The organism is Salmonella sp. SSDFZ69 (assembly GCF_004010755.1).
Classification (GTDB): domain Bacteria; phylum Pseudomonadota; class Gammaproteobacteria; order Enterobacterales; family Enterobacteriaceae; genus Salmonella; species Salmonella enterica.
Map to the genome: position 1 here is coordinate 371,845 of NZ_CP034831.1, position 20,860 is coordinate 392,704.

The 20,860-nt window shown below is 55.0% G+C and carries 17 protein-coding genes; 5 read left to right on the forward strand and 12 right to left on the reverse strand.

Annotated elements, in window-relative coordinates; genetic code table 11:
• The first annotated feature begins 6 nt into the window (after window positions 1–6).
• Window positions 7–2,085 (forward strand): 4-alpha-glucanotransferase, encoded by a 2,079-nt coding sequence (malQ, locus tag EOS98_RS01710; RefSeq protein ID WP_126523788.1) that lies wholly within the window; start codon window positions 7–9, stop codon window positions 2,083–2,085.
• Between the two features lie 118 nt (window positions 2,086–2,203).
• Here the strand turns inward: malQ and gntT are convergent, their stop codons facing one another.
• The 3 genes from gntT to gntX form a co-directional block, all read right to left on the reverse strand.
• A complete protein-coding gene (gene gntT / locus EOS98_RS01715) occupies window positions 2,204–3,520 on the reverse strand; it encodes a gluconate transporter (protein ID WP_001131741.1) in 1,317 nt (438 codons plus the stop codon).
• Between the two features lie 376 nt (window positions 3,521–3,896).
• Entirely contained in the window at window positions 3,897–4,472 is a 576-nt protein-coding gene (gene nfuA, locus EOS98_RS01720) for a Fe-S biogenesis protein NfuA (RefSeq protein WP_000619387.1), read from the reverse strand.
• A gap of 58 nt (window positions 4,473–4,530) precedes the next feature.
• Window positions 4,531–5,214, reverse strand: coding sequence for a DNA utilization protein GntX (gntX, locus tag EOS98_RS01725; RefSeq protein ID WP_000958733.1), 684 nt, complete (start codon window positions 5,212–5,214; stop codon window positions 4,531–4,533).
• Window positions 5,215–5,251: 37 nt separating this feature from the next.
• On the opposite strand from gntX, the gene bioH reads away from it, so the two are divergent.
• A complete protein-coding gene (gene bioH, locus EOS98_RS01730) occupies window positions 5,252–6,022 on the forward strand; it encodes a pimeloyl-ACP methyl ester esterase BioH (RefSeq protein ID WP_126523789.1) in 771 nt (256 codons plus the stop codon).
• Window positions 6,023–6,057: 35 nt separating this feature from the next.
• On the opposite strand, the gene EOS98_RS01735 is transcribed toward bioH, so the two are convergent.
• The 6 genes from EOS98_RS01735 to greB all read right to left on the reverse strand — a co-directional run bounded on the left by EOS98_RS01735 (window position 6,058) and on the right by greB (window position 13,359).
• Complete coding sequence (locus tag EOS98_RS01735) at window positions 6,058–6,972, reverse strand: Rpn family recombination-promoting nuclease/putative transposase (RefSeq protein ID WP_023206035.1); 915 nt, start codon at window positions 6,970–6,972, stop codon at window positions 6,058–6,060.
• A gap of 234 nt (window positions 6,973–7,206) precedes the next feature.
• Window positions 7,207–7,443 (reverse strand): [Fe-S]-dependent transcriptional repressor FeoC, encoded by a 237-nt coding sequence (gene feoC / locus EOS98_RS01740; protein WP_000157587.1) that lies wholly within the window; start codon window positions 7,441–7,443, stop codon window positions 7,207–7,209.
• A gap of 12 nt (window positions 7,444–7,455) precedes the next feature.
• Window positions 7,456–9,774, reverse strand: coding sequence for a Fe(2+) transporter permease subunit FeoB (gene feoB, locus EOS98_RS01745; RefSeq protein ID WP_023216665.1), 2,319 nt, complete (start codon window positions 9,772–9,774; stop codon window positions 7,456–7,458).
• A gap of 18 nt (window positions 9,775–9,792) precedes the next feature.
• The gene (gene feoA / locus EOS98_RS01750; RefSeq protein WP_001160955.1) at window positions 9,793–10,020 is read right to left on the reverse strand and encodes a ferrous iron transporter A; all 228 of its coding nucleotides are present in this window, start codon (window positions 10,018–10,020) and stop codon (window positions 9,793–9,795) included.
• A gap of 436 nt (window positions 10,021–10,456) precedes the next feature.
• The gene (locus tag EOS98_RS01755) at window positions 10,457–12,787 is read right to left on the reverse strand and encodes a Tex family protein (RefSeq protein WP_000980662.1); all 2,331 of its coding nucleotides are present in this window, start codon (window positions 12,785–12,787) and stop codon (window positions 10,457–10,459) included.
• A 98-nt stretch (window positions 12,788–12,885) separates the two neighbouring features.
• Window positions 12,886–13,359, reverse strand: a complete 474-nt coding sequence (gene greB, locus EOS98_RS01760; RefSeq protein WP_000856695.1) for a transcription elongation factor GreB — start codon at window positions 13,357–13,359, stop codon at window positions 12,886–12,888.
• Between the two features lie 225 nt (window positions 13,360–13,584).
• On the opposite strand from greB, the gene ompR reads away from it, so the two are divergent.
• On the forward strand, window positions 13,585–14,304 hold the full coding sequence (gene ompR / locus EOS98_RS01765) for a two-component system response regulator OmpR (RefSeq protein WP_001157751.1): 720 nt from the start codon (window positions 13,585–13,587) through the stop codon (window positions 14,302–14,304).
• Window positions 14,301–15,653 (forward strand): two-component system sensor histidine kinase EnvZ, encoded by a 1,353-nt coding sequence (gene envZ, locus EOS98_RS01770; protein WP_001253818.1) that lies wholly within the window; start codon window positions 14,301–14,303, stop codon window positions 15,651–15,653. The genes ompR and envZ overlap by 4 nt, the downstream gene beginning before the upstream one ends.
• A gap of 74 nt (window positions 15,654–15,727) precedes the next feature.
• Here envZ and pckA read toward each other — a convergent pair whose 3' ends face one another.
• Window positions 15,728–17,347: a phosphoenolpyruvate carboxykinase (ATP) gene (pckA, locus tag EOS98_RS01775; RefSeq protein ID WP_001265689.1), complete on the reverse strand. Its 1,620-nt coding sequence runs from the start codon at window positions 17,345–17,347 to the stop codon at window positions 15,728–15,730.
• Between the two features lie 379 nt (window positions 17,348–17,726).
• On the opposite strand from pckA, the gene EOS98_RS01780 reads away from it, so the two are divergent.
• Entirely contained in the window at window positions 17,727–19,436 is a 1,710-nt protein-coding gene (locus EOS98_RS01780) for a DUF4153 domain-containing protein (protein ID WP_023216666.1), read from the forward strand.
• 110 nt (window positions 19,437–19,546) lie between these two features.
• Here the strand turns inward: EOS98_RS01780 and hslO are convergent, their stop codons facing one another.
• Together hslO and hslR are read right to left on the reverse strand one after the other, a co-directional pair.
• Window positions 19,547–20,425 carry an Hsp33 family molecular chaperone HslO gene (hslO, locus tag EOS98_RS01785; RefSeq protein WP_001135571.1) on the reverse strand — a complete coding sequence of 293 codons (879 nt, stop codon included), beginning with the start codon at window positions 20,423–20,425 and terminating at the stop codon, window positions 19,547–19,549.
• A 24-nt stretch (window positions 20,426–20,449) separates the two neighbouring features.
• Window positions 20,450–20,851 (reverse strand): ribosome-associated heat shock protein Hsp15, encoded by a 402-nt coding sequence (hslR, locus tag EOS98_RS01790; RefSeq protein ID WP_000660721.1) that lies wholly within the window; start codon window positions 20,849–20,851, stop codon window positions 20,450–20,452.
• Between the last annotated feature and the right edge of the window lie 9 nt (window positions 20,852–20,860).

Below are 20,860 nucleotides of genomic sequence, written 5' to 3' on the forward strand. Positions count from 1 at the left end.
AGCGCGATGGAAAATAAACGTCTCGATAGGGCCGCGCTGGCGGCGGGGATCAGCCCCAGTTACATCAATGCTCATGGCAAACCGCAGTCTATTGGCGCTGAAACCAAGAGACGTTTGCTGGCGGCGATGCACGGCACGACAACAGGACCACAGGCGATCGTGCCGAATGTGAAGGTTTATACCGCGGGTAAAAAAATGGCGTTGCCGGTAGAGGGGCGCGGTGAGTTTGCCTGGCTGCTGACTACGGAAGAGGGCGTGCATTACAAAGGGCGCGTGACGGGCGGTAAAAAACTTAACCTTCCGGCTACATTGCCGGAGGGCTACCACACCCTGACGTTGACCCAGGATGAACAGCGTACGCACTGCCGGATTATCGTCGCCCCGCCGCGATGCTATGAGCCGCAGGCGCTGCTGGAAGGGAAAAAACTGTGGGGGGCCTGCGTCCAGCTTTATACTCTGCGTTCAGAAAAAAACTGGGGTATTGGCGATTTCGGCGATTTGAAGTCGATGCTGGTCGACGTGGCGACACGCGGCGGCGCGTTTATCGGCCTGAACCCGATCCACGCGCTTTATCCGGCGAATCCGGAGAGCGCCAGTCCCTACAGCCCCTCGTCTCGTCGCTGGCTGAACGTGATATATATCGACGTCAACGCCGTCGAAGATTTCCGCCTGAGCGAAGAGGCGCAGGCATGGTGGCAAATGCCCGCCACACAGCAAAAGCTGCGACAGGCACGCGATGCGCAATGGGTGGATTACGCTACCGTTACCGCGCTGAAAATTACGGCGCTGCGGATGGCGTGGACGCGGTTTGCCGCTCGCGACGATGCGCAAATGGCGGAGTTTCGTCACTTTATCGCCCGCGAAGGCGAGAGCCTTTACTGGCAGGCGGCATTCGACGCGCTGCATGCGTATCAGGTAAAAGAGGATGAGCAGCGCTGGGGCTGGCCAGCCTGGCCGGAGGCGTACCAGTCGGTAGAGTCTTCCGCTGTAAAACAATTCTGTGAAGCGCACCGCGAAGAGGTGGAGTTTTACCTCTGGCTTCAGTGGCTGGCCTGGCGCCAATTCGCCGCCTGCTGGGATACCTGCCAGAGTTTTAAACTACCGATTGGTCTGTACCGCGATCTGGCGGTTGGCGTAGCGGAAGGCGGCGCGGAAACCTGGTGCGACCGGGAGCTGTACTGCCTGAAAGCATCTGTCGGCGCGCCGCCGGATATCCTCGGCCCGCTCGGTCAGAACTGGGGGCTGCCGCCAATGGACCCGCATATCATTGTCGCCCGGGCGTATGAGCCCTTTATCGACCTGCTGCGCGCCAATATGCAAAACTGCGGCGCGTTGCGCATTGACCATGTTATGTCGTTGCTGCGTCTGTGGTGGATACCGTATGGCGAAACAGCGGATCAGGGGGCTTACGTCCATTATCCGGTTGACGATCTGTTGGCTATTCTGGCGCTGGAGAGCCAACGTCACCGCTGTATGGTGATAGGCGAAGATCTGGGGACGGTGCCAGTTGAGATTGTCGGCAAGCTGCGCGATAGCGGGGTCTATTCTTATAAAGTGCTGTGGTTTGAAAATGACCTTGAGAAAAACTTCCGCGCGCCAGGCGCGTATCCGCAACAATCGATGGCTGTCGCCTCGACGCACGATCTCCCCACGCTGCGCGGCTATTGGGAATGCGGTGACCTGACGTTGGGTAAAGCTCTGGGGCTTTATCCGGATGAAGTGATTCTGCGCGGGCTGTATGAGGATCGCGAGCGGGCGAAACAGGGGCTATTGGACGCGCTGCATAAATATGGCTGTCTACCAAAACGCGCCGGGCATAAGGCATCGTTAATGTCGATGACGCCAACGCTAAATCGCGGGCTTCAGCGCTACATCGCCGACAGTAACAGCGGTCTGTTGGGGCTTCAGCCGGAGGACTGGCTGGATATGGCCGATCCGGTTAACGTACCGGGCACCAGCGATCAGTATAAAAACTGGCGGCGGAAATTGTCTGCATCTCTTGAGGCCATGTTTGCCGATGAGGGCGTAAACAAGCTGATTAAGGATTTGGATAAGCGCCGAAAAGCGGCCGCGAAGAAGAAGTAATAAAGCCGGGGATTTCCCCGGCTTTATGATGGTGAGAGCACGTAGGTCTGATAAGCGCAGCGCCATCAGGCAATCCTGGCGCACATTGCTGCCTTATCCGGCCTACAAGCCGCCTCGCTTAAACCACCATACCCAGCAGCAGACAGCCGATCAGGCCGCAGACGGAGATGATCGTTTCCAGCATCGACCAGGATTTAATGGTCTCGCCGATAGTCAAATTGAAATACTCTTTGAATAGCCAGAAGCCCGGGTCGTTGACGTGAGAGAAAATCACGCTCCCGGAACCGACTGCGATAACCATCAGTTCAGGGCTAACGCCGGTAGTGGCGATCAGCGGCGCCGCAATGCCGCCTGCGGTAATCGCCGCGACAGTCGCAGAGCCCAGCGCGATACGCAGCACCGCCGCGATAGACCACGCCATCAACAGCGGAGAGACATTGGTTTCATGCATCATTGAAGCGATGTATTTATCCACGCCGCTATCGACCAGCACCTGCTTGAACGCGCCGCCGCCGCCGATGATCAGCAGCATCATGGCGATAATTTTGATGGAAGAGACCAGCGTATCGTTAATCTGATCCATTGAACGCCCGCGGTTCAGGCCAAAGGTGAACATCGCAATCAGTACGGCAATTAACGTAGCCATTACCGGGTCGCCCAGGAACTCGGCAACGGGCAGGAAAGCGTGGCCTTTTGGCAGAATCATCTCGGCAACCGCACGCATCGCCATCAGAATCACCGGAACCAGCGACGTCCAGACGCTGACGCCAAAGCCCGGCATCTCTTCTTCCGTAAAAGTTTTCGCGCTGTACAGGCCTTCCGGGATCGGCTTATCGATACCTTTCAGGAAACGGGCGTAAACCGGTCCGGCAAGGATCACGGTCGGGATTGCCAGAATCGTACCAAACAGCAGCGTCTTACCCATATCGGCATGGAAAATCGTGGCGATCGCGGTTGGACCCGGGTGCGGCGGCAGGAAGCCGTGTGTGACGGAGAGCGCCGCGGCCATCGGCACGCCGACGTACAGTAACGGGATATTCGCCGCTGCGGCAATGGTGAATACCAGCGGCAGCATCAGAACGAAGCCCACTTCATAGAACAGAGCGAAGCCGACGGTAAAGCCGGTTAACACTACGGCCCACTGAATATGCTTTTTACCAAATTTCGCGATCAGGGTAGTGGCGATACGTTGAGCGCCGCCGCAGTCGGCAAGCATTTTGCCCAGCATGGCGCCGAACCCCATAATCAGGGCCAGACTGCCAAGCGTACCGCCGACACCGGCTTTGATGGAGCCGATGACTTTATCCAGCGGCATTCCCTGCATCAACCCGACAGCGAGCGCTACCAGGACAAGGGCGATAAATCCGTTCATTTTGAAGCGGATCATCAGAAGAAGTAACAAGATAACACCGATAGCAACGATGACTAATGGCATGATTTACCTGGCCTTTACTTTGTTATGGGTAACGTCATTGTTTCGACGACAAATTCCTGTTGTTCCCGACGGGAACAGAGTCGCAATAGCACCAATACTGATTACCGTTGAAACGAATGAGCGTAGTCAGATGTTATATGGATGTTAGGTGCCCATAAGAATGATACGGGTAACATATGGGTGTTGAAAATGACCCTGGCAGGCAAAATTTAAATTATGAGACACAGGTCATGTTATCGGCGAAAGAAGAAGGACCATTGTTCTGAGATGTGGCTGATAGCGCCGGATGGCGGCGTAGACGCCTTATTCGGCCTACGGTGGGGCAGATAAGGCCCGACAGGCGCAAGCGCCATCGGGCATGGATGCGGGGAAAATCTTAGTAGTATGAGTGCTCGCCGCGCTGGTGTTCGGTCAGATCGCGAACCCCTTTCAGTTCCGGGAATTCATTCAGTAACTGTTTCTCGATCCCTTCTTTCAGCGTGACGTCAACCATCGAGCAACCGTTACAACCGCCGCCAAACTGCAGAATTGCATAGCCTTCATCGGTAATTTCCATCAGCGAGACGCGACCGCCGTGGCCCGCCAACTGCGGGTTAATCTGCGATTGCAGAGCATATTCCACGCGCTCCATCAGCGGCGCGTCATCGGCCACTTTGCGCATCTTCGCGTTTGGCGCTTTCAATGTGAGTTGAGAACCTAGCTGGTCGGTCACGAAATCAATTTCCGCGTCTTCCAGATAGGGCGCGCTCAGCTCGTCGACATAAGCGGTCAACAGGTCAAATTTCAGTGCAGTATCGGTGGCTTCTACGGCGTCGGGCGGACAATAAGAAACACCGCACTCTGCGTTAGGAGTGCCGGGATTAATGACAAATACGCGGATTTGCGTCCCTTCTTCCTGATTTGCCAGCAGTTTGGCAAAGTGCGCTTGTGCAGCATCGGAAATACGGATCATAGTAATGGCCTAATAGTTGACTATTTTAGTTGGTTATAATACGCCCATCATCGAGGCTCTACAAGGTTCGACACAGGCACCATACCTGGACAGTCGCTGCGCCGTTGCGCAAAAGCAGTTGCGCGATTTCCGCGACGGTACTTCCGGTAGTGACGACATCATCCACAATAACCATATGGAGACCCTGTACCGGCAATTCAAGGCGAAACGCGTTTTTCAAATTGCGTTTACGTAACCTGGCGCTGAGATGATGTTGTGTTGCGGTCGCCCGTACCCGCGTGATGGTCTGGCTGTCCCACGCGCAGCCAAGCCAGCGCGCTAACGGTTGGCATAACAGATCGCTTTGGTTAAATCCCCGCCGCCAGTGTCGGCGCGACCAGAGCGGAACGCTGACGATTCTGTCGGGAAGCTGCAAGCCAGTGCTGCGGCGCGCCATGAGTACTTCCTGCAACAGTAGACGCGCCAGTGCGGCGGCAATTTCGCTGCGGCGGGTAAATTTAAGCTGATGCACCAGTAAACTCAAGGGCGGTGTATAGTCACTGACGCTCACCAGACGCTGCCAGGGCGGAGGTTTTTGCAGGCAGCGACCGCAGGGGAGCGAAGGATGCGCGGCAGGTAATCCGCATTGCGGACACAGGCTGACGCGCTGACGAACAGCGCGCGCGCATACGGAACAAATCCCCCAGTGGCTTAACGCCAGCGGCATTCGGCATAGCCAGCATAATCCCGGTACTGTTAGCATAGGTGCATCCTTGTTAGACAAAAGAGAACAGTAACTGATGAATGACATCTGGTGGCAGACCTACGGCGAGGGAAATTGTCATCTTGTGCTGCTGCACGGATGGGGATTGAACGCGGAGGTATGGCATTGCATTCGCGAGGAACTCGGCTCGCATTTTACGCTGCATCTGGTCGACTTGCCGGGCTATGGTCGCAGCTCGGGGTTTGGCGCCATGACGCTTGAAGAGATGACGGCGCAGGTAGCGAAAAACGCGCCGGACCAGGCTATCTGGCTTGGCTGGAGCCTGGGTGGCCTGGTGGCGAGTCAGATGGCGCTCACCCACCCTGAACGCGTTCAGGCGCTGGTGACAGTCGCCTCTTCGCCATGCTTTAGCGCGCGTGAGGGGTGGCCGGGAATAAAACCGGAAATCCTCGGCGGATTCCAGCAGCAGCTTAGCGACGATTTTCAGCGCACGGTGGAGCGTTTTCTGGCGCTGCAAACGTTAGGGACGGAGACGGCGCGTCAGGATGCCCGCACCTTAAAAAGCGTGGTGCTGGCGCAGCCTATGCCGGATGTAGACGCGCTCAATGGCGGACTGGAAATCTTAAAAACGGTCGATCTACGAGAAGCGCTTAAAAATGTGAACATGCCGTTTTTGCGTTTGTATGGTTATCTGGACGGTCTGGTGCCGCGTAAAATCGTGCCTTTGCTCGATACGTTATGGCCGCACAGTACATCACAGATAATGGCGAAGGCGGCCCATGCGCCGTTTATCTCGCATCCGGCGGCGTTTTGTCAGGCGCTGATGACGCTAAAATCATCGCTGTAACCAGGGCGTTGCCGGGCCCGGACCATTCTGCCAGATTAATGGCTTTCAGACGCCAGATCGGCAGGCGCCAGCCCGGTAACCCTAAGCACGGTATCGCGATCGAAACCATCGTTTAGCATGGAGCGGGCAATGCGCAATGCGGCGAGCCGTTGGCCTTCCTGTAGCCCTTTCTGTAACCCGTTACGATGCCCTTCCTGACGTAATCTTTCTGCGATAGTCATGATCTTCTCCTTATGCTGTGGGATACGCATAGCCACCTGGCGGATAAACGTATTGAAGCGCGCGACGTCGCCAGTGTGCATCATGTAATTAAACAAACTTTGAAGCTGGGTGTCATTAGCGTATCCCTTAACCAGCAGGGCGACCAGCTGTTCGACAAGCCCCATCAGATCACGCTGGCGGATGTGTTTTTGTATGAGTTCCAGCAGCGCGACCCGTCGGTGCCGCATAATCTCGTCATCCGGCACGACCGTAATATCGACCAGAGGAAAGGCGGTGGCGTATAACTTACGCGCCATCACCGGGTCGGCAAATTCATCCAGCCAGCATAATGAGAACGGATACGGGCTGCGGTTTCCGTGATAAAACAGCATTGGCACCACTAACGGCAACGTCTTATGCCCGGCCTCCAGGTGCCGTTGCATTGCAGCCATTGCGTAACGCATCAGCCGAAATGCCATATGCGCGTCCGGCGTACTCTGATGTTCAATAACCACGTAAATGTAACCTTCACCTTCACTTGTTTCCAGCGACCAAAGAATATCGGAATAATGGGGGCGTAAATCCTCTTCAATAAAGCTACCGGACTCCAGCCGTAACGTATTCAGATTACAGATTTGACGTAATGTCGTCGGGAGATGAATTTCCAAAAAATCCCGTGCAGTATCGGGGTGGCATAAAAACTGTTTGAATACCGCGTCATGCGGCGTGGATGTTGTTGAGGTCGCCATATCGATCCATCATCGGTGAAGTTCAATGGCGTGACACTACGCGCAGACCGGGCTGATTGCAGTAGAGGATTAGTGCGCTTGCGAGGCGCATGGGGAGATAAATGCGCACGGCGGTAACGCTTTCATCTTTGTGGAAGGCATGACGCAAAATTGCCCGGCAGCGTGACGCGTACCGGGCAACATAACGCGGGATAAAGGCCGGATAAGACGCGTTACGTCGCTACCCGGCGAAGGCTAACGCAAGGCCCACCATTCGCGCAGGCAGGCTTTACCTTCCGGACAACTTTTACAGCTGCCTGAAAGGCAGCCGTCCGCTTCTTCCGGGATACGTACCGCTTTACCCATGATCTCCAGTTGATTCAGCATGGCGTCGATCATGGGCTGCGGAGCGTGCAGCGTATGGCTGATCTGCGTTGCTTCCATACGCCCCCGTAGCGCCAGTAGATCGCGAACCTGTATCAATGAAGCCATTTTTTACATCCCTTAGTGACAATTGCCCGCAGTGCCCGAACAACAGGAACTGACGTTTTTGCGGGTTGCCAGCAGTTCAATGTCTACACGGCTGCGGGCGCGGCGCAACAGGCTTAACACCACAACGTTAAAGATGATTACCGCCAGAATACAGATCAGGCTGTATGTCGGGTGTTGACTGAAGCTGGTAACCTGGTAGAACAGCGTGGCGAGCGAATAGGCGATATTCAGCCCCCACAGGATGGAGAAGCCCATCCAGCCGCGGCTGGACTCGCGGGCGATCGCGCCCATTACCGAGATACACGGTACGTAAAGCAGGACGAAAATCAGGTAACTGTACGCCGCCGCGGCGCTGCCGAATTTTTGATCCATCACACCCATCGCGCCGGTCGCCATTTCGCCGTCGCCTTTACTCGCTTCGATCGGGTTAGCCAGTACGCTCAGGCTAAAGGTGTCTTTCAGGCTTTGCCAGGTATCGTCAACCGCGCCCAGCAGTTCATCGCCGAGGTGAAAGTCGGCAGGATTAAACGCTTCGTCCTGAATATTTTCGGCGGTGTAGAGCGTGTTCAGCGTACCGACGACAACCTCTTTCGCCATGGCGCCCGTAAACAGACCTACGGTCGCTTGCCAGTTATCCTCATGGACGCCGATCGGTTTAAAGACTGGCGTGATGACGCGGCTTACGGAGGCGAGGGCGGAGTCATTAATGTTATCGACGATTTTGCCGCTCAGCGAGAAACTGTTAAACGCGCTCAGGAAAATACTCACGATGATAATGACTTTACCGGCGCGTAGTACAAAACCTTTCAGGCGTTGCCAGGTCTGGATGATCAGGCTCTTGATATGCGGGACGTGGTAAACCGGCAGCTCCATCACAAACGGAGAAGCTTCGCCGCGCATAATGGTATGCTTCAGCATCAGGCCGGTTAATACCGCCATGACAATACCCAGCACGTACAGCGAGAAGACCGCCAGCGCGCCGTTTTGCCCGAAGAAGGCGGCGGCAAAGACGGCGAAAATCGCCAGGCGCGCGCCACAGGACATAAACGGCGCCATCATGATGGTCATCAGGCGTTCGCGCGGAGCGTCAAGCGTGCGGGCGCCCATCACGGAAGGTACGTTACAGCCGAAGCCGACAATCAGCGGCACGAAGGATTTACCCGGTAGTCCCAGCGCCTGCATCAGGCGATCCATGACGAAGGCCGCGCGCGCCATATAACCGGAGTCTTCAAGGAAGGAGAGGAACAGGTACATCATCCCGATTTGCGGCACCAGCGGCAGGACGGTATTGATCCCGCCGCCAAGACCTTGCGCCAGGAAGATGGTTAACCAATCCGGGAAGTGCAACGTGTAGCCAATCCATTGAATGCCATGAATAAAGATGGCGACGGAACCGGCATCAAACAGGGGTTGCAACGCGCCGCCGATGTTAATGGCGAGCAGGAACATCAGGTACATCACGAACAAAAAAATCGGTAAGCCGAGGAAGCGGTTCAGAATAATTTTATCGACCGCCCTGGTGAAGCGGCTGGGTTCGGCTGTCAGGGTATTGCTGACCACGTCGCAAATAGCGGCGATACACTGATAACGGGCGTCGGCGATATGCAGCGCCGGGTCGTCCATTTCGTCCTTCAGACGGGCAAGGGAGGTGTCCAGGTTTTGCGCCGCTTCGCCTGCGTAGGCCCGGCTGTAGATATCGCCCTCCAGCATTTGCAGACCCAGCCAGCGGCGCTGTTGTAAAGGCATCTCCTGGGCCATCGCGTCGGCCAGGAAACCTGCTTCGCGCAGCAGCGGCTGGGCATAATGCACCAGTTCGACGTTGTCGTTAGCGTTGTGACGGTCAATGGCCAGTTTCAGCGCCTCGATACCGCGACCGCGAGTCGATACCAGCGGTACGACAGGGCAACCCAGACGCGTGGACAGAGCGTCGACATCAATACGAACCTGCTGTTTTTCGGCGATATCCAGCATGTTGAGCGCGACAATACAGGGAATACCCAGCTCCAGCAGTTGCAGCGTCAAATAGAGGTTGCGCTCCAGATTGGAGGCGTCCACAACGTTTATCAACAGATCGGCGTCGCCGCTCAGGATGTAGTGGCAGGCGATCTGTTCGTCGAGAGAGGTTTGTGACGAGATGGTCGTCAGAGAATAGGTGCCGGGTAAATCTACCAGCGTGACCTGGTGGTCAGTTGTCGCGAACTGGCCCTCTTTACGCTCGACGGTGACGCCCGCCCAGTTCCCCACGCGCTGACGCGCGCCGGTGAGTTGGTTAAATAAGGTGGTCTTGCCGGAATTAGGATTACCAATTAAACCAATGGTTAATTTTTTCATTTTTATAGACTCACTGTATTAACAGGAAACCGCTTCCACTTCTATTAACGCCAAATCCTTTTTACGCAAAACCAGACTCACGCGTCGTGTTTCGATATGGATCGGATCGCCTAAGGGCGCGACGCGGACAACATTAAATGAAGAGCCGGGCAACATGCCGAGCGAAAGCAGTTTTTGACGATACGCCGGGCTGATTTCACGCGCAAAGCCGGTGATTTTCCACGCAGTGTCAGGAGTGAATTGCATACGACCTACTTGTTTCTTACTAACTGGATGTATACCTCATGCGGCGCTCAGGGGGGCGGCAGGAGACCCGATGTTTAGCCAACGAAGGAAAGAGTAAATAATCAACAACACAATGATAATGAGAATGGTTTCTATCTTCAACGATTAAAATGTGACGGAATGTACAAATAAGCGATAATTTGCGCCGATGTTGATATGGCTCAACATTTATTTGTCTTTTTGCAAATACCTCTAATGTGCAAATATTCACCGTTTTTAATGTTTAATTAAGGTTTCATCTGTTAATAAAGTGATAATTAATAGTGCGGATAGCAGAAGGAAATTAATTAACAGATTCTAATGGGTAAGATTTAATTGTTAATTAAAAAAGAAAGGGTTGGACGTATTGCAAAATCGCAGGCCGGATAAGAAGTAACCCGGCCTGCGTATTACCCGATTAGCGTTTTTTCCCCATTGCCGCTGCCAGCGCGTCCATCATGGCGCTGTTACCGGCTGGCTGGGCGTCACGACCGCGCGGTTTCGCCGCTTTTGATGCCGGGCGGTTGCCCTGAGCGCGATCGGCGCCGCCGCCGCGGCGAGCGGCGGTTTCGCCGGGCTGTTCGTCCAGACGCATCGTCAGCGCAATACGCTTACGTTGCAGATCCACTTCCAGCACTTTCACCTTCACGATGTCGCCAGCTTTTACCACGGTGTGTGGATCGTCGACGAACTTAGTCGACAGGGAAGAGATGTGGACCAGGCCATCCTGATGAACGCCGATATCGACAAACGCGCCGAAGTTAGTGACGTTAGTGACCGCCCCTTCCAGAATCATCCCCGGCAGCAGGTCGTTCATGGTTTCGACGCCATCGGCGAATTGCGCGGTTTTAAATTCAGGACGCGGGTCGCGGCCCGGTTTTTCCAGCTCTTTGATGATATCGCTCACGGTCGGCACGCCGAATTTATCGTCGGTAAAATCAGCGGCCTTGAGGTGACGCAATTCGTTGCTGTTGCCCATCAGATCTTTTAGCGCTTGCTGCGTCGCCGCCAGAATGCGTTCGACAACCGGATAGGCTTCCGGGTGGACGGTGGAGGCATCCAGCGGGTTATCGCCGTGGTTAATACGCAGGAAGCCCGCGCACTGTTCAAACGCTTTCGGCCCCAGACGGCTCACCTTCAACAGTTGCTGGCGATTCTGGAACTGACCGTTCTCATCACGCCAGGCGACGATGTTTTGCGCCATCATGCGCGTTAGGCCCGCGACACGGGTCAGCAGCGGCACGGAGGCGGTATTCAAATCGACGCCGACGGCGTTTACGCAGTCTTCGACCACCGCATCCAGTTTACGGGCCAACTGGGTCTGGCTGACATCGTGTTGATATTGGCCGACGCCGATCGATTTCGGATCGATTTTCACCAGTTCCGCCAGCGGATCCTGTAGACGACGCGCGATAGAGACCGCGCCGCGCAGGGAGACGTCGAGATCCGGAAACTCCTGCGCCGCCAGCTCAGAAGCGGAATACACGGACGCCCCCGCTTCGCTGACGATCACTTTTTGCGCCGTCACGTTCGGGAACTGTTTCTGTACGTCGAGATAGAAGCGTTCGGTTTCACGCGAGGCCGTACCGTTGCCAATCGCGACCAGTTCGACATGGTATTTTTCGCACAGCGCGGCGATCACGGTAGCCGCTTTGGCCGCCTGACCGGTATGCGGATAAATGGTATCCGTCGCCACCAGCTTGCCGGTGCCGTCAACGACAGCGACTTTTACGCCGGTACGCAGGCCAGGATCAAGGCCCATCGTGGCGCGCAGGCCTGCGGGGGCTGCCATCAGCAGGTCGTGCAGGTTACGGGCAAACACGTTAATCGCTTCATCTTCCGCACGTTCGCGCACGGTGCCCATCAGTTCGGTTTCGAGGTGCATTAAGACTTTGATACGCCACGTCCAGCTCACTACGCCTTTGCGCCAGCTATCCGCCGGGGCGTTATTTAGCCGCAGGCCGAGATGGTCCATGATGATTTGCTCGCAGTAGCTCTCTTTCGGCGGCTCATCAAACTGTGGGTCGGCATTGAGCGAAAGTTGCAGAATGCCTTCGTTACGACCACGGAACATGGCCAGCGCACGGTGAGACGGGACGTTAGCAATGGGCTCATGATGGTCGAAATAGTCGCGGAATTTTGCCCCTTCTTCCTCTTTGCCGCTCACGACTGTGGCGACCAGATGGGCGTTCTTCCACAGGTAATCACGCACTTTCGCCAGCAATGCGGCGTCTTCGGCAAAGCGCTCCATCAGAATGTAGCGTGCGCCGTCGAGCGCGGCTTTCGTGTCCGCCACGCCTTTGTCGCCATCAATGTACTTTGCCGCTTCCACGTCAGGATCGTGGGACGGCTCGTTCCAGAGCAGATCGGCCAGCGGCTCAAGGCCGGCTTCAATGGCGATTTGTCCACGGGTGCGGCGTTTAGGTTTATAGGGCAGGTAGAGGTCTTCGAGCTCGGTCTTACTTAACGTAGCGTTGATGGCGCCAGCCAGCTCATCGGTCAGTTTGCCTTGTTCGGAAATGGACTTGAGGATGGCCTGACGCCTGTCTTCCAGCTCACGCAGATAGCCCAGACGCGTTTCCAGGTTACGCAACTGCGTGTCATCCAGACCGCCGGTGATTTCTTTACGATAACGTGCGATAAACGGCACGGTGTTCCCTTCGTCAAGCAGGCGAACGGCAGCTTCAACCTGCCCGGCATTTGCCTGGATTTCACCCGCAATAATGCGGCAGAAAGAATCATTCATCATGGGTTAGCTTCGTCTTCAGGATAAAAATCAGGGGATAGTTATACGGATTGGCTGGCAAAAATGCCAGCCATCAGCGGGGGCTTAGGATTCTTCTTGTCTTATTTGACGTATTCGATCGCATTGACGTACCAGTTTGCTTCGCCGACAGGGGTGTTGACCACCGCCAGATCGCCCACTTCTTTTTTCAGTAGCGCCCGCGCCATCGGCGAGTCGATAGAGATGTAATCCTTACGTCCGAAAATTTCATCGTAGCCGACAATGCGGAACTTCAGCGTATCGCCGTCATCATTTTCAATTTCCACCCAGGCGCCGAAGAAGACTTTGCCCTCCTGCTGCGGGGAATAATCCACGATTTTGAGATTTTCCATGCATTTGGTCAGATATCTGACGCGTCTGTCGATCTCACGCAGGCGCTTTTTATTATACTGATAGTCGGCATTCTCGCTGCGGTCGCCCAGACTCGCAGCCCAGGTCACTTTTTTGGTGACCTCCGGGCGCTCTTCACGCCAGAGATAATTGAGCTCTTGTTTGAGTGTTTCGTACCCTTCGCGGGTGATCAGGGGCGTTTTCATCTCGTTGATTTACCTTTGCTGTCGATATTGCGCACACGGGGTATAACGTGATCGTCCCGACAGAATAAATAATGGGGTTGCCGATTAATTGTATATTTAAGCTGCTGTTAAATATGCTTTGTAACAATTTAGCCTGAAATTCATACCAGAATTTGCTGGTGACTCACGTGAGCTTTTTTAAGAATACACACTTACATTTGTTGCGAACCTTTGGGAGTACAGACAATGCAAGAGAATTATAAGATTCTGGTGGTTGATGACGATATGCGTCTGCGGGCGCTACTGGAACGTTATCTGACCGAGCAGGGCTTCCAGGTTCGAAGCGTCGCTAACGCCGAGCAGATGGATCGTCTGCTGACCCGTGAATCTTTCCATCTCATGGTACTGGATTTAATGCTGCCAGGTGAAGATGGTCTGTCGATTTGTCGTCGCCTGCGTAGTCAAAGTAATCCAATGCCGATCATTATGGTCACGGCGAAGGGTGAAGAAGTTGACCGTATCGTCGGGCTGGAAATCGGCGCCGATGACTACATTCCTAAACCGTTTAACCCGCGCGAGCTGTTGGCGCGTATCCGTGCCGTGTTACGTCGTCAGGCAAACGAACTGCCCGGCGCGCCGTCGCAGGAAGAGGCCGTTATCGCGTTCGGTAAGTTTAAACTGAACCTCGGTACGCGCGAGATGTTCCGTGAAGATGAACCGATGCCGCTGACCAGCGGGGAGTTTGCGGTACTGAAAGCGTTAGTCAGCCATCCGCGCGAGCCGCTCTCTCGCGATAAGCTGATGAATCTGGCCCGTGGCCGCGAGTATTCCGCGATGGAACGCTCCATCGACGTCCAGATCTCCCGCCTGCGCCGTATGGTGGAAGAAGATCCGGCACATCCGCGTTATATTCAGACCGTATGGGGCCTGGGCTACGTCTTCGTACCGGACGGTTCTAAAGCATGAGGCGAATGCGCTTCTCGCCGCGAAGTTCATTTGCCCGCACGCTGTTGCTCATCGTCACCTTGCTGTTCGTCAGCCTGGTGACGACCTACCTGGTGGTGCTGAACTTCGCGATTTTGCCGAGCCTCCAGCAGTTTAATAAGGTTCTGGCTTACGAAGTCCGTATGCTGATGACCGATAAGCTGCAACTGGAGGACGGCACGCAGTTAGTCGTGCCGCCTGCGTTTCGCCGGGAAATCTATCGCGAGCTGGGGATCTCTCTCTACACCAACGAAGCCGCCGAAGAGGCCGGGTTGCGTTGGGCGCAACACTACGAATTCTTAAGCCACCAGATGGCGCAGCAATTAGGCGGCCCGACGGAAGTGCGCGTTGAGGTCAACAAAAGCTCGCCCGTCGTGTGGCTCAAAACCTGGCTGTCGCCCAATATCTGGGTGCGCGTGCCGCTGACCGAGATTCATCAGGGCGATTTTTCTCCGCTTTTCCGTTACACGCTGGCGATCATGCTCCTGGCGATAGGCGGCGCGTGGCTGTTTATTCGTATACAGAACCGACCGTTAGTGGATCTTGAACATGCCGCCTTGCAGGTAGGGAAGGGAATTATTCCGCCGCCGCTGCGTGAATATGGCGCCTCTGAGGTGCGCTCTGTGACCCGGGCGTTTAACCATATGGCAGCCGGCGTGAAGCAATTGGCCGATGACCGTACGCTATTGATGGCGGGCGTCAGCCACGACTTGCGCACGCCGCTGACCCGTATTCGTCTGGCGACGGAGATGATGGGCGAGGAAGACGGTTATCTCGCGGAGTCGATCAATAAAGACATCGAAGAGTGTAACGCCATTATCGAACAGTTTATTGACTATCTGCGTACCGGTCAGGAAATGCCAATGGAGATGGCGGATCTCAATTCCGTACTGGGCGAGGTGATTGCGGCGGAAAGCGGCTATGAGCGTGAGATTAACACTGCGCTTCAGGCAGGCAGTATCCAGGTGAAAATGCACCCGCTCTCGATTAAGCGCGCGGTGGCGAATATGGTGGTCAATGCTGCCCGCTATGGCAACGGCTGGATTAAGGTCAGCAGCGGCACCGAGTCGCATCGCGCCTGGTTCCAGGTAGAAGATGACGGGCCGGGCATTAAGCCGGAGCAGCGTAAACATCTGTTCCAGCCTTTTGTACGCGGCGACAGCGCCCGTAGCACCAGCGGCACAGGGTTGGGGCTGGCGATTGTGCAGCGCATTATCGATAACCATAACGGGATGCTGGAGATTGGCACCAGCGAGCGTGGCGGATTGTCAATTCGCGCCTGGCTACCGGTTCCTGTGGCTCGCGTCCAGGGGACGACAAAAGAGGCATAAGAAAGGGAGGTATTACCCTCCCTTTCTTCTCAACGCCGGATGACGCCGTTCAAAGCCGCCATCCGGCCTGTTCCTTACAGCTTCGGTCCGGCGCTAACCAGCGCTTCGCCTGCCGGGGTATCCGTATACTTCTCGAAGTTCTCAATGAACAGTTTCGCCAGCGCGGTGGCTTTTTCCTGCCATTGTTCCGGCGACGCGTAGGTGTTACGCGGGTCGAGAATGTGGGTATCCACGCCTGGCAGTTCAGTCGGGATCGCCAGATCGAACAGCGGCAGACGGAAGGTTTCCGCGTTATCAAGAGAACCGTTCAGAATGGCGTCGATAATCGCGCGCGTATCTTTGATGGAGATACGTTTGCCGGTGCCATTCCAGCCGGTGTTAACCAGATAAGCCTGCGCGCCTGCTGCCTGCATACGTTTCACCAGCACCTCAGCATACTGCGTCGGGTGCAGCGTCAGGAACGCGGCGCCGAAGCAGGCGGAGAAGGTGGGGGTCGGTTCGGTGACGCCGCGTTCGGTGCCGGCCAGTTTAGCGGTGAAACCCGACAGGAAGTGGTACTGCGTCTGGTTAGCGGTTAAACGGGAAACCGGCGGCAACACGCCGAAAGCATCCGCCGTCAGGAAGATAACCTTGGTGGCGTGACCTGCTTTGGATACGGGCTTAACGATGTTATCGATATGATAGATCGGGTAAGAGACGCGGGTGTTTTCGGTTTTGGAACCATCGTCGAAATCTACGGTGCCGTCTTCGCGCACGGTGACGTTTTCCAGTAGCGCATCACGGCGAATCGCATGATAAATTTCTGGCTCCGCTTCTTTCGACAGTTTGATGGTTTTGGCGTAGCAGCCGCCTTCAAAGTTGAACACGCCGTCGTCATCCCAACCGTGCTCATCATCGCCAATCAGACGACGTTTCGGGTCGGTGGACAGAGTGGTTTTTCCGGTACCGGAAAGGCCGAAGAAGACCGCGACATCGCCTTTTTCACCCACGTTGGCGGAACAGTGCATTGAGGCGATACCTTTGAGCGGCAGCAGGTAGTTCATTACCGAGAACATCCCTTTTTTCATTTCGCCGCCGTACCAGGTGCCGCCAATAAGCTGAATACGTTCAGTCAGGTTGAACGCCACGAAGTTTTCCGAGTTCAGCCCTTGCTCTTTCCACTGCGGGTTGGTGCACTTCGCGCCGTTCATGACAATAAAGTCAGGTTTGAAGCCTACCAGCTCTTCGTCCGTTGGGCGAATGAACATATTTTTAACGAAGTGGGCCTGCCAGGCGACTTCCGTAATAAAGCGCACGGAAAGACGCGTATCGGCATTTGCGCCGCAGAACGCATCAACAATGAATAAGCGTTTACCGGAAAGCTGATGCGTCACCAGACCTTTCAGGTGTTGCCAGGTTTCCTGGGAAAGCGGCTTATTATCGTTTTTACCTTTACCCTTATCGGACCACCACAGCGTATCACGCGTGGTGTCGTCGCGAACAATATACTTATCCTTAGGCGAACGACCGGTAAAAATACCGGTATCAACGGCAACAGCGCCCAGGTTAGTTAACACGCCACGCTCATAGCCTTCCAGACCAGGATTAAGTTCTTCCTGATAAAGGGTGTCGTAGCTGGGATTGTAAACGATATCCTGGACGTCGTTGATACCATAAGCCTTGAGATCTTGCGGGGTTAAATTGTTAACGCGCATATCACTGCTCCTTAGCCAATATATATTACCGAAAATAGTAAGGTTTTTTGAGGTTGGTTAACCGCGACAAGGCTCATAGATTTACGTATCTGGACAAAATCACGATTGACGAAAAACACTGTGACTCCTGTCACGCAGCGGCGGTTATTATGGCAGGAAACCTACTTTTGTTGTGGAAAATGTTCTGAAAACGTTAAAAGGAAGTGTTTTTGACCGACATAATGTGACTGTAATCGCATTCATGTAAGAAAGTTACGTAACACCAACATGAACAATATCGATTCACCTCTCTGCGTTTTTTTCTGAATTATGCATGACGACGCCTGGCGGTGAACAGATGGTGCAATAATGCGGCTTTCTCATCATTCTGGATAACGACATGGAAAGTGTAGCGCTTTCACGTACTACTCGCTGGGGTATGTTGCTCACCGGTTTGCTGCAGGGCGTCTTGTGCTACCTGCTGATGGCCTGGCTGGTACCACAAAATAGCGACTGGCTGTTCTATGGTATGCCTGCGACGATAGCGTTGTCGTCAATGCTATTGCTTACCGTGGTCTCTTTTAAACAGCGCGCGCTGTGGGGCTGGCTGGGGCTGACCTTTGTGGTCGTGCTGGCAATGAGCGGCTGGCTGAAATGGCAGGTTGAGACGGTGGAGAAATGGCGCCTGGCCGAGCTCCTCTGGCTGTATGGTCTCCGGCTTGTGTTGATGGCGATGCTGGTCTTACCCTGGATGCAATATCAGTTACATTCGCAAACCGGTTCGGCGCGTTATCCCCAGTTTTATCTGCGGTTATGGCATAACGTACTGACATTGTTTATCGTCCTGGTCGCCAACGGACTGTTCTGGCTGGTGCTTCTGCTCTGGAGCGCGCTATTCAGGCTGGTGGGCATCCGCTTTTTCAGCACCCTTTTCTTTGAAACTGAAGCCTTTATTTATGTGACCATCGGCCTGATTACGGCGCTGGCGGTCATTCTCGCCCGCACGCAGTCGCGCCTTGTGGCGGCGGTGCAAAAGCTGTTGACGCTGATCGCGACGGGTTTACTGCCGGTGGTGTCGCTGCTGGCATTGCTGTTTATTGTGACGTTACCCTTTACCGGACTGGAGGCGATTTCTGCGCGTGTTTCCGCTGCGGGGCTGCTATCCACGCTGACGCTGATGCTGCTGCTCCTCGTGGCGATTGTCAACGAACCGCAAAAGCGCGTATTACCCTATCCGCGCGTACTACGCGGCATGATTAGCGCCTCGCTGTGCGTTGCCCCGATATATATGCTGCTGGCGGGCTGGGCGTTATGGGTACGCATTCAGCAATACGGCTGGACGCCGGATCGTCTGTATGGCGCGCTGACGGTGTCTGTCTTGCTGGTATGGTCCTTCGGTTATCTGATCGGTCTGTTACGCCGCGGACGCGACCCTGGTGAGTGGCAAGGCAAGGTGATACTGAGCGTCTCTTTGTTAACGCTGGTGATATTGCTGTTGCTGGCCTCGCCTGTACTTGATGTCTGGCGTATTAGCGTCAACAGCCATATGGCGCGTTACCATAGCGGTAAAATTACTGCGGATCAGATCAGCCTGTATATGCTGGATCACAGCGGCAAACCTGGCCAGGAAGCGCTGAAATCGTTGCGGGATGACGAGGCGTTTACGCAGAACAGAAAGCGCAATCGTAAACTGATGACGTTTTTGCAGAGAAATAAGGTCTCTCCGACGGCGGACGATTTAGCGCGGGTGGTGATGATTGCGCCCGGTAGCCAGAAGCCGGATGCCGCATTTTGGGCGTTTGTCAAAGAGCAGAGTTATTCGGACGATTCCTGCCTTGAACCGGATGCCTGCGTGCTGGTGAGTCAGGATCTTAACGGCGACGGTCAGCCTGAGCAGGTGCTGTATAACTTTATTGTTGCCGAGAGCCAGGTCTACGGCTTAAAAGAGGGGAAATGGACGCAGAAAGCGTTCGCCCGACTGCCGGACGGGTTTTCTAAGACGCAACTGTTGCACGCGATTGCCGGGCATCGGTTAGACTCAGCTCCCAAAGCCTGGCGCGATATCATTGTTGATGGTCAGCGGTTGGATGTGGATTACTACAACGAGTAAGCTTTTTGCCGGATGGCGGCATAAATGCCTTATCCGGCCTACGGAGCGGGATGCTGTAGGCCAGATAAGCGCAGCGCCATCAGGCAATGACGTTGCTGACTACGAGGCGATTAGTGAACCTGTGGATCGGCAGGAGAGGCGTTGTTACGGATCTCCGCGATATCCATCGCATTGAACAGGTAATGATTGCCGCAGTAATCGCAGTGCATATCGATTTCGCCTTCTTCCGCCAGAATGCTGTCCACTTCTTCATCCGGCAATGTTTTCAGCGCGCCCGCGCAACGTTCGCGTGAACAGGTGCATTTGAACTCAACATCTTGCGGATCGTAGAGTGTGACTTCTTCTTCGTGATACAAACGCCACAGCACGTCATTTGCCGGTAACGTCAGCAGCTCTTCGCTTTTAATGGTTTCCGTCAACATAGCCAGATGGTCGAAATCCTCCGCCTGCGCGTTCTGTGCCGGCATCACCTGAAGCAACATTCCACCTGCCGCCGGTTTACCGTCGACATCGCCGGTACGGATAAACAGGCGCGTCGGCAACTGCTCGGAGCGCAGGAAGTAATCTTCCAGGCACGCCGCCAGAGTATCGCCTTCCAGACCCACCACGCCCTGATAGCGTTCACCCTCTTCCGGCGTAATGGTGATCACCAGATAGCCGTTGCCAACCAGCGTTTTGAGATCCGCATTGTCAGGGATATCGCCCTGAACGCGAGCCACGCCGCGCATCTGCTGCTGATTATTGCCATTGATCACCGCCAGGCTTAACGGCCCGTCGCCCTGGAGCTGTACCGTAATGTCACCGGCAAACTTCAGCGTCGCGGTCAGCAGGCTAGTGGCGACCAGCAGTTCGGCCAGTACGGTTTTCACCGGCTGCGGGTAGGTATGATTGTCGAGGATCTGTTGCAAGGTTTCCGAAACGGTCACCAGCTCGCCGCGAACGGCAAAGTTTTCAAACAGATAACGATGTAATTGGTCATGTTGCGGCATAATCATCTCTCTTGCGGGTGACAGTTATTCGCTGTCGCCGTGTTTAAATCGTAACAGGTCGCGGCGTTCTTTCTTGTCCGGTCGCCTGTCCGGATGCGGCATGGTCAGGGCGTTAAGCTTGCGCGCCTGCGCCATTTTTTCGCGTTTTTCCACGCTTTCCGCCGTCTCTTCATACAGAGCGACGGCTTCGCTGGCCGGACGGCGCTGTTCGGTGATGGCTTTAACGATCACCGTCCGTTCGTCATTTCCCTGACGCAGGGTAAGGGTTGCGTTCAGCTCGACGATTTTGCTCGGCTTACTGCGCTGGCCGTTGTAATGCACCTTACCGCCTTCAATCATCTCGCGGGCCAGCGCGCGGGTTTTATAAAAACGCGCGGCCCACAGCCATTTATCCAGTCTGACCTCAACGGAGGACTTTTCTTTCATGGCGTCTCC